The organism is Mycobacterium aquaticum, from assembly GCF_002086485.1.
Classification (GTDB): domain Bacteria; phylum Actinomycetota; class Actinomycetes; order Mycobacteriales; family Mycobacteriaceae; genus Mycobacterium; species Mycobacterium aquaticum.
On record NZ_MVHF01000014.1, the window covers coordinates 81,388 to 94,904 of the forward strand.

General features: G+C 63.9%; 12 protein-coding genes and 1 pseudogene. 8 read left to right on the forward strand and 5 right to left on the reverse strand.

Annotation, left to right across the window (positions count from 1 at the left end):
• The 7 genes from BST13_RS15845 (at position 1) to frdD (ending at position 5,802) form a co-directional block, all read left to right on the forward strand.
• On the forward strand, positions 1 to 774 hold the full coding sequence (locus tag BST13_RS15845) for an SDR family NAD(P)-dependent oxidoreductase (protein ID WP_083164977.1): 774 nt from the start codon (positions 1 to 3) through the stop codon (positions 772 to 774).
• Entirely contained in the window at positions 771 to 2,234 is a 1,464-nt protein-coding gene (locus BST13_RS15850; protein WP_083164978.1) for an acyl-CoA synthetase, read from the forward strand. The genes BST13_RS15845 and BST13_RS15850 overlap by 4 nt, the downstream gene beginning before the upstream one ends.
• Positions 2,235 to 2,311: 77 nt before the next feature.
• Positions 2,312 to 2,554 carry a hypothetical protein gene (locus BST13_RS15855; protein WP_083164979.1) on the forward strand — a complete coding sequence of 81 codons (243 nt, stop codon included), beginning with the start codon at positions 2,312 to 2,314 and terminating at the stop codon, positions 2,552 to 2,554.
• A gap of 22 nt (positions 2,555 to 2,576) precedes the next feature.
• Positions 2,577 to 4,316 (forward strand): fumarate reductase (quinol) flavoprotein subunit, encoded by a 1,740-nt coding sequence (frdA, locus tag BST13_RS15860; RefSeq protein ID WP_083164980.1) that lies wholly within the window; start codon positions 2,577 to 2,579, stop codon positions 4,314 to 4,316.
• Positions 4,317 to 4,322: 6 nt separating this feature from the next.
• Positions 4,323 to 5,075: a succinate dehydrogenase/fumarate reductase iron-sulfur subunit gene (locus BST13_RS15865; RefSeq protein WP_083164981.1), complete on the forward strand. Its 753-nt coding sequence runs from the start codon at positions 4,323 to 4,325 to the stop codon at positions 5,073 to 5,075.
• On the forward strand, positions 5,072 to 5,446 hold the full coding sequence (locus tag BST13_RS15870; protein ID WP_083164982.1) for a fumarate reductase subunit C: 375 nt from the start codon (positions 5,072 to 5,074) through the stop codon (positions 5,444 to 5,446). The genes BST13_RS15865 and BST13_RS15870 overlap by 4 nt, the downstream gene beginning before the upstream one ends.
• On the forward strand, positions 5,443 to 5,802 hold the full coding sequence (gene frdD, locus BST13_RS15875) for a fumarate reductase subunit FrdD (protein ID WP_083164983.1): 360 nt from the start codon (positions 5,443 to 5,445) through the stop codon (positions 5,800 to 5,802). Before BST13_RS15870 ends, frdD begins: the two co-directional genes overlap by 4 nt.
• Before the next feature lie 12 nt (positions 5,803 to 5,814).
• On the opposite strand, the pseudogene BST13_RS15880 reads toward frdD, so the two are convergent.
• The 4 genes and pseudogenes from BST13_RS15880 to BST13_RS15895 form a co-directional block, all read right to left on the reverse strand.
• Positions 5,815 to 6,840, reverse strand: a pseudogene (locus BST13_RS15880) (ABC transporter permease).
• A 4-nt stretch (positions 6,841 to 6,844) separates the two neighbouring features.
• On the reverse strand, positions 6,845 to 8,368 hold the full coding sequence (locus BST13_RS15885; RefSeq protein ID WP_083164984.1) for a sugar ABC transporter ATP-binding protein: 1,524 nt from the start codon (positions 8,366 to 8,368) through the stop codon (positions 6,845 to 6,847).
• Positions 8,368 to 9,381, reverse strand: a complete 1,014-nt coding sequence (locus BST13_RS15890; protein ID WP_245839650.1) for a substrate-binding domain-containing protein — start codon at positions 9,379 to 9,381, stop codon at positions 8,368 to 8,370. Before BST13_RS15890 ends, BST13_RS15885 begins: the two co-directional genes overlap by 1 nt.
• 390 nt (positions 9,382 to 9,771) lie before the next feature.
• The gene (locus BST13_RS15895; RefSeq protein ID WP_245839651.1) at positions 9,772 to 11,202 is read right to left on the reverse strand and encodes an aldehyde dehydrogenase family protein; all 1,431 of its coding nucleotides are present in this window, start codon (positions 11,200 to 11,202) and stop codon (positions 9,772 to 9,774) included.
• 159 nt (positions 11,203 to 11,361) lie between these two features.
• Between BST13_RS15895 and BST13_RS15900 the strand changes: the two genes are divergently transcribed.
• Positions 11,362 to 12,570, forward strand: a complete 1,209-nt coding sequence (locus tag BST13_RS15900) for an ROK family transcriptional regulator (protein ID WP_083164986.1) — start codon at positions 11,362 to 11,364, stop codon at positions 12,568 to 12,570.
• Positions 12,571 to 12,689: 119 nt separating this feature from the next.
• Here the strand turns inward: BST13_RS15900 and BST13_RS15905 are convergent, their stop codons facing one another.
• A complete protein-coding gene (locus BST13_RS15905; RefSeq protein ID WP_083164987.1) occupies positions 12,690 to 13,502 on the reverse strand; it encodes a mycofactocin-coupled SDR family oxidoreductase in 813 nt (270 codons plus the stop codon).
• Positions 13,503 to 13,517: the final 15 nt, after the last annotated feature.

The following is a 13,517-nucleotide window of genomic DNA, read 5'->3' on the forward strand; positions in this document are numbered from 1 at the left end:
ATGCGAGTAGCGATCGTCACCGGGGCCAGCAGCGGCATCGGCTTCGGCTGCGCCGTCACCCTGGCTGAGGCCGGTATGGCAGTGCTGGGAACCGGGCGCGACGAAGCACGCCTGGCGGAGTTGGCCGCTGCCGTCGGCGACCCCGACCGAGTCGCGACGCTGGCGGTGGATCTGACCGACGACGACGCACCGCGCCGCATCGTCGACACCGCGTTGTCGCGGTGGGGGCGGATCGACGTGCTGGTCAACAACGCCGGGGTCGGCAGCCCCAAGCCCCTGCACGAGACCGACGACGAAACCCTGGACTATTTCCTCGGTTTGATGCTCCGGGCACCGTTTCGACTGGCGCGCGAAGCGATACCGCACCTGACGCCCGGATCGGTAATCATCAACATCTCCTCGACGTTCGCCGTGGTGGGCGGGCTGCGCGGCGGGGCCTACTCCGCGGCCAAGGGCGGGTTGACGGCGCTGACCACGCATATCGCGTGTCAGTACGGCGCGCAGGGAATTCGGTGCAATGCCGTCGCACCCGGCGTTACCGTGACTCCCATGGTGGCCACCCGGCTCGAAGACGAGCGATTCCGCAAGATCAACACCGAGATGACGCCGCATCAGCGGCTCGGGCGCGTCGACGACATCGCGGCGACCGTGGCTTTCCTGTGTTCGGACGGAGGCAGTTTCATCAACGGGCAGACCATCGTCGTCGATGGCGGCTGGAGCTCGACCAAGTATCTGTCCGAACGCGCGTTGACCTCGGAATGGGTTGCCCGGTGAACCTATTCGACGTCCTGGACCAGGCGGCGACCCGGTTCGGCGATCGGGGCGCGTTGTTCTGCGGCGAACGTCAGCTCTGCACCTGGTCGCAGTTGCTCGAGCGGGTGCTGCGGCTCGCGGCGTCGCTGCAAGGCCACGCGGAGCGCGGCAGCAGAATCGCCGTGGCCAGTGAAAACCGGCCGGAAATCGTGGAACTCATGTTCGCCATCTGGGCCGCCGAGTGCGTCTTCGTCCCGATCAACTACAAGCTGCATCCGCGGGAGATGGCCGACATCGTCGCCAATTCCGGGGCTTCGCTGGTTTTCGCCTCGCCCAGGATCGCCTCGTCGTTGTCCCTGGACGTACCGGTCGAGGTGATCGGCTCCGCCGCCTACACCGCGCGCTTCGACACCGAGCCCGCCAGGTCGCCCGATACCGCGCCGGAGGAGTTGGCCTGGCTGTTCTACACCAGCGGCACCACCGGAAAGTCCAAGGGCGCCATGCTGTCCCATCGCAACCTGATGGCGATGACGGTTGCCCACCTCGCTGACATCGATGACCCGGACGAGACCTGCAGCCTGATCCACGGCGCCCCGATGTCGCACGGGTCAGGCCTGTACGTTGCACCCTACGTGCTGCGCGGCGCCCGGCAGGTGGTCCCGGAATCCGGCGCGTTCGACCCGGCGGAGTTCCTCGATCTGTGTGCCCACCATCCGGGTGCGTCGGCGTTCCTGGCGCCGACCATGGTCCAGCGGCTCGTCGAGACAGGCCGTCCCGCACCGCAATCCCTACGCACCATCGTCTACGGCGGCGGTCCCATGTATGTCGACCGCATGCGCAAGGCGCTGGACGCGTTCGGTCCGGTGTTCGCCCAGATCTACGGCCAGGGCGAATCCCCCATGACCATCACCGGGTTGCGCCGCGCCGACCACGACGACGCGGACGACGCCGCGCTGGGCTCCGTCGGCTACGCCCGCTCGGGGATGCACGTCGCGGTGCTGCGCAACGACGGCAGTCAGGCCGACATCGGCGAGATCGGCGAAATCGTGTGTCGCGGCGACGCCGTCATGTCGGGTTATTGGAACAACCCGGCGGCCACCGCCTCGACCCTCAAGGACAGCTGGCTCTACACGGGCGACATGGGTTCGTTCGACGGGCGCGGCTACCTCACCTTGCGTGATCGGTCGAAGGACGTGGTGATCAGCGGCGGCAGCAACATCTATCCGCGGGAGGTGGAAGAGGTGTTGCTGACTCATCCCGGCGTCGTCGAGGCGTGCATCGTGGGAGCCCCCGACCCCGACTGGGGCGAAATAGTGGTGGCCTTCGTGGTCGGCGACGTTGACGCGGGCGCACTCGACGCGCATCTGCTGGAGCGCATCGCGCGGTTCAAACGGCCGAAACGGTACGAGTTCGTCGACGCCCTGCCCAAGAACAGCTACGGCAAAGTGCTCAAGCGGGAGCTGCGCGCCCGGCTCACCTAGGGGATGGCGCCCTGGTCTCGACGGGAATACCATTATGTGACCTGCATCACACGCCTCAGACCTGAGGAGGCGGGGCAATGGCCGCAACGACCACACATTTCCCCAGCCAGAAGGCTCCGTGCGGGCGCGCGGCAGCGGGCGATCACCACATCGAAAGCGACGACGATGGTCTGAGCTTCGATGATGTCCGATTCTCCTGCGGCTGCCGCGAAACCCGTCACACGTACCACGACGGCTGCATACACGTGCGGACCGTCCGCCACGACGGCAAAGTTCTGCGCGACGAGCGCTCCACCGAACACGAGGCCTTCGAAGTGTGAGCGTCCGCAGTGAGACGCTGCAATGACGGCCTCGTACGACATCGTGGTGATCGGCGGGGGCGGTGCAGGCCTGCGCGCCGCGATCGCCATCGCCGAAACGAACCCGAAGCTGTCGATAGCCATCGTGTCGAAGGTGTACCCGATGCGCAGCCACACCGTCTCGGCGGAAGGTGGTGCGGCAGCCGTCGTCGGCGCAGACGACACGCTTGACGAGCACGCTTACGACACCATCTCCGGGGGCGACTGGCTGTGCGATCAGGATGCGGTGGAGGCGTTCGTCGCCGAAGCCCCACGCGAACTGCTGCAGCTCGAACACTGGGGCTGCCCGTGGAGCCGCACCGACGACGGACACATCGCCGTGCGCGCGTTCGGCGGCATGAAGAAGCTGCGCACCTGGTTTGCCGCCGACAAGACCGGATTTCACCTGTTGCACACGCTCTTTCAGAGAGTACTCAGCTATCCGGACATCGTCCGCTACGACGAGTGGTTCGCCACCACCCTGCTGGTCGACGACGGTGTGGTGCGCGGGCTCGTCGCCATCGAATTGGCCACCGGCAGAATCGAAACCATCCTCGCCGACGCGGTCATCATCTGCACCGGTGGTTGTGGACGGGTGTTCCCGTTCACCACGAACGCCAACATCAAGACCGGAGATGGTATGGCACTGGCGTTTCGGGCCGGCGCGCCGCTGAAGGACATGGAATTCGTCCAGTACCACCCGACTGGCTTGCCGTTCACCGGGATCCTCATCACCGAAGCAGCTCGCGCCGAGGGTGGTTGGCTGCTGAACAAGGACGGCTACCGGTACCTGCAGGACTACGACCTGGGAACCCCGACGCCCACCCCCAAGTTGCGCAGCATGGAGCTCGGGCCGCGTGATCGGTTGTCCCAAGCCTTCGTCCATGAGCTCGACAAGGGACGCACCGTCGAAACCCCATATGGCCCTGTCGTCTATCTCGACCTTCGGCATCTCGGCGCGGAACTCATCGACACCAAGCTGCCGTTCGTGCGTGAACTGTGCCGCGATTACCAGCACGTCGACCCCGTCACCGAACTGGTACCGGTGCGCCCGGTGGTGCACTACATGATGGGCGGTGTGCACACCGACATCCAGGGTGGCACACCGGTTTCCGGCCTGTACGCGGCCGGCGAGACCGCGTGCGTGAGCATCAACGGCGCCAACCGGCTCGGCTCCAATTCCCTGCCCGAACTGTTGGTGTTCGGTGCGCGGGCCGGTCACGCCGCCGCCGAGTACGTGGCAGGCAAGCCGTGCGGCTCGTCGGCGGTCGCGGCGCAGGCGCGTACCGAAGAACAGCGCCTGCAACGCGAACTGCAGCGCCACGGCGACGGCACCGACCGCATCGCCGACATCCGAACCGAGATGCAGACCATTCTCGAAACGGCAGCCGGGATCTACCGTGACGGGCCGACCCTGGCCCGGGCCGCCGAACAGATCCGGGCCCTGCAGGAGCGCTTCGCCGTCGCGGGTCTCGATGACCACAGCCTGACCTTCAACACCGAGCTGACCGGCTTACTCGAACTGCACGGGATGCTCGACATTGCGCAGACCATCATCGAATCAGCCATGCAGCGCACCGAATCCCGCGGCGCACACCAACGCACGGACTTCCCCGGGCGCAACGACGACCAGTTCCTGGCGCACAGCCTGATTCACCGGAAGCCGGACGGCTCGACACGTGTCGACCTGCTGCCGGTCACGATCACGCGCTGGCCGCCGGGCGAGCGTGTGTACGGGAGGTGAGACGACATGGCCGAGACATCAACCGACCGAATCGTCATGGAGGTGGCCAGGTATCGGCCGGGCGCCGACACTGAACCGGTGTTGCAGTCCTACGAGGTGCCGGTCACCCGGGAATGGGCGGTGCTGGACGGGCTGAACTACATCAAGGACCGCCTCGACGGGACTCTGAGCTTCCGCTGGTCGTGCCGGATGGGGATCTGCGGCAGCTGCGGGATGACCATCAACGGTGACCCCAAGCTGGCGTGCGCGACCTTCCTCGTCGACTACCTACCCGGCCCTGTGCGGGTGGAACCCATGCGCAACTTCCCGGTGATCCGCGATCTCGTCGTCGACATCAGTGATTTCATGACCAAGCTTCCCAAGGTCAAACCGTGGATCATCCGCGATGACGAACAGCCGCCCGACAGCGAATACCTGCAGACGCCAACCGAAATGGCGGAGTACAAGCAATTCAGCATGTGCATCAACTGCATGCTGTGCTACTCGGCGTGTCCGGTGTACGCGCTCGAGCCTGCGTTTCTCGGTCCGGCGGCCATCGCGCTCGGTCAGCGTTACAACCTGGACTCGCGAGATGAGGGAGCAGCGGATCGCGCCGACGTGCTGGCCGCCGCCGACGGCGCATGGGCTTGCACGTACGTCGGTGAGTGTTCCACGGCGTGCCCGAAAGGGGTCGATCCGGCGGGCGCCATCCAGCGGTACAAGCTCACGGCGGCAACACATTCCGTGCGAGATCTGGTCTTCCCGCGGGGTGCCCGATGACCACGTATCGGCAACCGGTGCCCCGGTTCTGGTGGGTCAAACGCCGGTCCTATCTGCTGTTCATGCTGCGGGAGCTCAGTTGCGTGGCCGTCGCGTGGGCGGTCGTGTTCCTGCTGGCCGGCGTGGCGGCCGTCGCCGGTGGCGATTTCCAGGGTTACTTGAATCTCGCCGCGCGCCCGGTGGTGGTACTGCTGAACATCGTCGCGCTGGCCTTCCTGCTGCTGCACGCCGTCACCTGGTTCGGCCTGGCCCCGCGCGCCATGGTCGTGCATCTGGGCGGTCGCCGGGTGCCGTCGAGCACGGTGCTGGCCGGTCACTACGGCGCTTGGCTGGTGGTCTCGGCCGTGATCGTCTGGGTGGTGCTGCGATGAGAACATCCGCGCGCCGCACACCCGAACCGTACTTCTGGCTGCTGTTCTCCGCAGGCGGCATGGCGGCCGCGTTGACGCTGCCCATCCTGGTACTGCTGTTCGGCGTGCTGGTTCCGCTCGGCGTGGTCCATGTGGACCCCGCACATCTGGAGGCCGTGGTGCGCAATCCGGTGACCAGGATCGTGCTGGCCGGCATCTTCGTGCTGGCCCTGTTCCACGCGGCGCACCGATTGCGCTTCACCGTCGAGCACGGTTTGCAGCTCGGCCGGTTCGACCCTCTGATTGCGGTGTGCTGTTACGGCGCAGCGGCTTTGGGTTCGATCATCACCCTATGGATCGTGCTGGTTATGGTGTGAGCCGCAGGTCGTTCACCGCTTCTTCGCCAGCGTCACCGCGAGAATGATGATGGCACCTTGAATAATCGCCTGTTGACTGATGTCGAGGCCGGCGAGGACTAGGCCGTTGTTGAGTAGCCCGATGAATATCGCACCGAACACTGACCCGAGTACTCGCCCATATCCACCGAAGAGACTGGTGCCACCGAGTACCACAGCAGCGATGACAGACAGTTCGTCACCTGTCCCCCACTGATACCGGCCGGATTGCAGACGGCCGGCATAGAGCATTCCTGCGATGCCGGCCACCACACCAGAGACGAACAGAACAGTGAAAGTGATTCGCCTAGTACGCACTCCGCTGAATCGGGCAGCAATCTCGTTGCCGCCGGTGGCAAGTACCTGGCGCCCAAATGTGGTCTTGTTCATCACGACGACACCGATAACAACAGCAGCCGCGGCCCAGATCAAAAGAGACGGTACGGGACCCAGATCGCCGGATCCGAAAACGTCGGTGAAAGTCTGGTCGAGAATGGGTTACGGCTGGAATCCGGACATCCATTGCGCGACGCCGATGGCGACTCCCATCATGGCAAGAGTCACCAGAAACGACGGTAGCCGCACCAATGCGACGAGGCTGCCGTTGATCGCGCCCACCACTGCGCCCGCTGCCAGTCCGCTCAACACACCCAAGACCCAACTGTCCGAAGACGATATCGTCATCGCGGTCACCACACTCGCGAGTCCTGCCGTGGCACCGATCGACAGGTCGATTTGTGCCGCGGCGATCACAAACGTGCCTGCTACCGCCATTATCGCGATGATCGCCGTCTGCCTGACGATGTTGAGCAAGTTGCCGGGCTGAAGGAATCCGTCGTCACGGAGCATCACTGCGAAAAGTGCGAAGACTACGACGAAACCGATGTAGATGGCGAAGTCGCGCCAGTCCAGGCTGCCCGGCCAGGACCGACGGCCGGTGCGCTTCTCTGCGCGCTCGCCAACGGGCCCGGGCAGCGACGAATTCTCCTTGGTTTCTTGCTGTGTCAGTGGTGTCGACATGAGTTCACACTCCTTGGATTGCCAATTGCAGGGACTCCTCGTTTGCGATATCGGCCCTGTCGAGGGTGGTTTCGATACGGCCGTGGCGCATGACGAGGACGCGGTCGGTCACCGCGAGAAGTTCTTCGAGCTCGGACGAAATCAGCACGATCGCGGTTCCACTGTCAGCGAGATCCAGCACCAGCTGCATGATGTCGACCTTCGACGCAATATCCACACCGGCGGTGGGCTCGTCGAGAATCAATACTTCTGGCATGATTCCGACCTCAGCGAGCGCCAGCCATTTCGAGAAGACCACCTTCTGCTGATTACCACCCGAGAGCCGGAGTACGGGCTCGTTGAGCGCACTTGCCCTGATGTTGAGCCGTTGCGCAATTCCATGACACACCTGGCGGCCCCGTCGGTCATCGAGGAAGGGCCGTCGACCAAGGTGAGACAGGCTCGGCAACAGCATGTTGGTCCGCACGCTGTGCTCGCCAACCAGACCTTCGCATTTTCGGTCCTCCGGCACGAGCATGATTCCCGCGTCGATTGCGTCCTGCGGACGGTGGGCCGGGATTGCGCGACCACGCACTCTCACTGTTCCGGACCTGCGCGGATCGATACCGAACAGGCAGCGTGCAAGTTCTGTTCTGCCGCTGCCGATCAAACCCGCCAGCCCGACCACTTCGCCCTCGGCGACAGTGAAACTGATATCTGTCAGCTGGTCAGTGGTCATCCCGTCGAGCGACAGCACGGTGGCGGCCGTGCTGTCGGCGTATGCGGTGCGATGAAACCCATACAGGATCTCGCGGCCGACAATCGTTTCGGCGATACGGTCCGATGAGACCGCGGCAACCTGATCGGTGAGCACCCGCCGGCCGTCACGGAGCACCGTAAGCCGATCGGCAACACGAGCTATCTCGGCCATCCGATGACTGATGTAGATGATCGAGATGCCCTGCTGCTTAAGCCTGCCGATGAGTTCAAACAGCGTGTCAACCTCCGAGTAAGGCAGGCTTGCGGTGGGTTCATCCATCACCAGGATGCTGGCTTCCGAGCTCAGTGCCTTGGCAATTTCGGTGACCTGCCAATACCCCACCGGCAGATCGGCAACAGTTCTGCGCGGGTCGAGATGTGCGCCCATCCGGCCGAGCAGAGTTCGAGCGCGCCGGTTGATCTCGTGGTCGTCGACGAGGCCAAACCTGCGTGGCTCGCGTCCGAGGAAGATGTTGGCGGCGACAGACAGACTGGGAATGAGACTGAACTCCTGGAAAACCATGCCGATTCCGGCCTTGGTCGCATCCGCTGGTGAGTTGATCTCAACCGGTGAGCCATCGATGCTTATGTGACCCGCATCAGGACGATGAACTCCCTGCAGGATCTTCATCAACGTCGATTTCCCTGCCCCGTTTCCTCCGAGAAGCGCATGCACCTCGCCGCGCTTGAGGTCGAAATCCACACCACGCAGAACTTCGTTGGTGCCGAATGATTTACAGACTCCCCGCATCTGGACTGCCAGGGCGGGATCGGTTGTCGTCTCGGCCATCAGTACGCACCCAGCGCTTTCTGAACATCCGCCGGCGGCTCCGTGCGGTATACGGTTTTCCACGCCTCGGTCAGGTTGTGCCGGTCCACCGGCAGTGCTGGAACCTCGACGAACGGTGGTGCCGCCTTACCGATCAGGGCATAGCCTGCCAACCGGGCTTCGACGATGCCCTGCCAGTACGGCTGAGCGGCGGCGATGCCGGAAACGAAGGCTCCGCGCGCCATGTCGACGGCGACATTCGTTCCGAGGTCAATGCTGTTTACTACCAGTCGATCCCGGACAGACGACCGCGCCGCGTCGATGGCGCCCTCGCACGGCGCGTCGAACCAGCACCACACTCCGCCCAGATCCGGGTGCTTGGTGACCCAAGCGTTGACTGCCGAGCCAGCCTCGACATTCCAGTTCGGGCCTAGCAGGCCCTTTCGTCCGACAATGTCGATATCCGGATAGTCACGCTCGATCGTTTCGACGAATCCCCGTTCCCGAAGTTCATTGGTCGGCACCTGCGCAGCATGGAACAGCACGCCCACACTGCCTCGTCCGCACAACGCCTTAGCCATCTGATGCGCGTTGACAACCCCGGCGCCGTAGTTGTCTGTGGCGACGACCGATACATAGTCGGGCCCCGGCTGGAAGCTCCTCGCCGGGTTCTCCATGAACACCAGCTTGATGCCGGCAGAAACCGCCTTGCGGTATGCCGGCGCCAAGGCCGCAGGGTCCAGCGAAGGGATCGAGACGATCACGTCCGGCCTTGCGGCGACTGCGGTTTCAATATCGGAGAACTGTTTGGCCGGGTCGGCCTGCGCATCGCTCTGCGCGACAACGGAGATGCCCAGGTGGTCGAACTCAGATTTCAAGCCGGCGACCTGAGCTCCACTCCAACTGTCACCAGAGAAGTGCATGACAATCGCTGCTGTGGCGTTACGTCCACGTACGTGCTCGATCTCGTTGCCGGACAACTGGATCGAATCGGCAGATACGGGCGCCTCACCGTATGGCCCCAGCCCGATCACTCCGTGTGCGGTGACCGCGGCGATCGCGTCGTCATACGGCGCCGGGTCGCATTCCGGCCCGCCTGCGGCGGTCGGCGGTGGACTGCACGCCGCGCCGGCTGCGATTGCGACGAGTGCGATCGCGCACGATTCGCGAACTCGAAACGGAACGCCTCGTCGGCGTACGGGCAGGGCACATAAGGGCATGGCTCACCTCGCTGCGTGTGGATTCCGGATTCGACTGAGTTGCGTCGTAAATCGACGTAATAATGACTTTCTTCAATCTAAATGTGGTCGGCGCCGCCGTCAACGGTCGAATGCGAACCACATCACACCCATCCGCTCCACGAACGCACGTCAGGCCGCAGCGGCACGGGGCCGCTGCGGCCTGACTGTCCGAAAGACTGTTATTTACAACGTGATGCACTTCATCTGGGTCAAGGACAACAGTCCCTCCGGCCCGCCCTCACGGCCAAAGCCCGATTGCTTGACGCCACCGAACGGCGCCGCCAGGCACGGGAACGTCGCATTGACGACGAACACGCCGGACTGCACGCGGCGCGCCACCTCCAACCCAACCTCGGGGTCGGAGGTGAACACCGACCCCGATAGGCCGTAACGAGAATCGTTGGCGATGTCGATCGCCTCGTCGATCGTGTCGAAGGGGATCACGCAGTACACCGGCCCGAAGATCTCCTGTTGAGCGACCTCCATGTCGCGCGTGACATTGGTCAGCAACGTCGGTTCGAGGAAGTACCCGTCGAATCCCGCGGGTCGTCGACCCCCATACGCGATCGTGGCCCCCTCGGCCACCGCCCGATGGATGTAGCCCTCCGCACGCTCAAGGAATCGCGGGGCAGCCAATGGGCCCCAGTTCGTTTCCGGATCAGTCGGATCACCGACCTTCAGAGCCTTCAGGCCGGCGACGAGGCCCGCGACGACCTGGTCGTGGATCTCTCGTGCTACGACGAGCCGAGTCATGGTCAAACAGATCTGGCCGCTGTAGAGCGCCATGGCGTCGACCAACGCAGGGACGGTCACTTCCAGATCGGCGTCGGCGGCCACGATCGCTGCCGATTTGCCGCCCAGCTCGAGCACCACATTGGCTACCCGGTCAGCACAGGCGTGCATGACCGCCCGCCCGACCTCGGTACCACCCGTGAAGTGCACTGCCGCAACGTCGTTGTGCTCCACCAGATACTGGCTGACGTCGGCATCACCCGCCAAAATGCTGAGCACACCCGCCGGAAACTCGGCCTCGGCAGCCGCGGCGGCGAACAGATAACCCAACATCCGGCTCTCGGGAGCCAGCTTGATGATCACCGTATTGCCGGCGAGCAACGCTGGAATCATGGCCAGCGCGAACTGCATGTGGGGTCCATTGAAGGCAACGACACCCACTACCGGGCCGACCGGCTCGTGGCGCACCTCGACCTTTCCCATCGGCGTATCGCGAACCTCGACCCACGGGGCAGTGAGCGCCTCGTCGAGCGCACGGTGCCAAAACACTGACGCGTCCGTGGTCAGGGCCAAGCCATTGCCGTGCGGCATACCGGCTTCCAACGCCCACATCGCGACGATGTCGTCGATCCTCTTGTCGAGACCGGCGCAGAACCTCGCGACTACCTCGTGCCGCTCTTCCAGGGGCAGGTCATGCCAGGCGCCGAACGACGCAACCGCACCCTCGACGGCGTCCCGCGCATCCTCGACGGAGGGACGTGGCAGCTGCGCGACGGTCTTGCCGGTGAACGGCGCGACGACGTCAGTCAGTTCGGTTCCGTGCGGTTGCACCCATCGGCTCCCGATGAACAGTTCACGTCCGTGCGGAACTTCGATATCCATTGCACTCCTCTTGTGGTGGCTTACTCGGCGGTGACCGCCTGATATGCACGCCGCATATCGCGCACATTCACAAATATACGTTGATTTTCGACGTATATCGACCCCTTATTGCTGCAGCAGTGAGCAACAGAGGCTCTTCCCGCCGTATACCATCGCGCCATGACCTCTTCGCACGACCGTCCGAAGCGGGTGCTCGGTCGCACAGCACGCGCAGGCGAGATCCTCGAACTGGTGCGCTCGGGTGAGGCCGAGACAGTGACGCAATTGGCCAAATCCCTCGGCGTGGCCCGGTCCACCATCAACGAGCGCATCGACCTGCTGCAGCGAATCGGGTTGCTGTCCACCGCCGGTGAGGCTACGTTCGGCCGGGGGCGGCCCGCCAACATACTCGCGTTCAACGCGAAAGCCGGTGTGACGCTTGCAGCGTTGGTCGGTATGAGCGGAACTCTGCTGGCGATCACCGACCTCGAGGCAGGGGTGCTGTGGCGCACACAGGTACAGTTCGACATATCCCGTGGGCCTGAGGCCTTCGTCGAGCTCCTTTGCACCGAGTTCCTTGCGGCACTGACCGATCTCGATATCCCCCCATCCGACGTCTACGGTGTGGGCATCGGGGTGCCCGGAGATGTCGAAATCTCGACAGCACCGCCTGTCAGTTCGGATCTGCCCTCCCAGAAGTGGACGAATTTCCCTCTGGCCGAACGCGTATCGCAACGCCTCAATGCGCCGACATTCGTCGATCGCGATGTGAACCTGATGGCACTCGGTGAACACCGTACCGGCTGGCGCGATGCCGACGTGCTGGTGTCACTCAAAGTTGGCACGGTGGTCGCCTGCGGCTTGGTGATCGGCGAAAGCGTGGTGCGAGGCTCGTCATTGATGGTGGGCGAGATCGGCCACACCAAGCTCGCGGGAGTTGATCGTGCCTGCCTGTGTGGGAGCCGCGGTTGCCTCAATACCGTGGCCGGTGGACCGGCAATGGCCGAAGAGATTGCGGCGCAAGGCTATGACGCGCACACCGCACGAGATGTCGCCGAACTGGCCAACGCCGGAGTGGTCCCCGCCGGAGTGGCTGTGCGCGAAGCCGGTCGGCGCGTCGGCGAGGTGATGGCAACGGTGGTCAACCTGCTGAACCCGGACGTGATCACAGTGTGGGGCTACCTCGTCGACGCCGGCGACCAATTTCTCGTTGGTATGCAGGAATCCATCTACAAGTTCGCGCTGCCCACCTCTGCGCGTGCCGTGACAATCGCCCGCGCCAGGCTCGGTGACGACGCCGGCCTGCGCGGCGCCGCACTAACCGTCATCGAGCATGCGTTGTCGGCAGATGCTGTCGACAGACTCGTGACAACCGCACAGACCGGCTGACCGCTTGGGCCAACTCCTGTCCCTTGACCGCGAAATGGGTCGAGAAAAACATCCGGTGTTCGTAATGCTCGTGGAACGCGTCCGGCGCCGGCTCCACCGAGAAGACCGGCGTCTCCTCACTACTTTCCGGCGAAGCCTGCGTCGACAGGCAACGCCACGCCGGTGACGTAGCGCCCTTCTTCAGACGCCAGCCAGACGATGGCGTTGCTGATGTCTTCTGGTTCAAGAAGATCAACCGGCAGCGCGTTAGAGATGTTCGAATCCCATTCGGGGTGTGCGGCCAGGAAGTCGCGAATATGGTCATTGTCGAGCAGTTTCGTACGGACGCCCGTCGGGTGGATCGTATTGACCCGAATCGAGTGCTCGGCAAGCTCATTCGCCAGCGTGCGCATCAGCCCGACGACACCGTGCTTGGCGGTGACATAGTGCCCTAGGTTCACCATTCCTTTGGTGCCTGCCGACGAACTGGTTATCGCGATACACCCACCGTTACCCGCGGCGATCATCGCCGGGATCGCCGCTGAAACCGTCTTCCAGACACCGGTCAGGTTCACGCCCAGCATGTCGTTCCACTGCGCCTCGGTTATCGACCACGTATTGGGCACATAGCAGGTGAACGCCGCATTCGCGCAGATGATGTCCAGCCGTCCGAACTCCTCGACGGCGTTCTGGATGAGAGCAGAGATCGCCGCTCGGTCGCGGACATCGGCTTCGGCCGTGAGCATCCGCCGACCCAGACTCTCTACCAGTCGCTGGGTCTCCTTGAGATCTTCGGTTGTCGCCAACGGGTAGGGTGCGGTTGCGACCTGCCCGCAGATGTCGAAGCCGACGATGTCGGCCCCTTCTTCGGCGAATCGCACAGCATGCGAACGGCCCTGCCCGCGCGCTGCGCCCGAGATCAGGGCGACCTTGCCCTCAAGCCGACCAGCCATATGTATTCCCTTCGT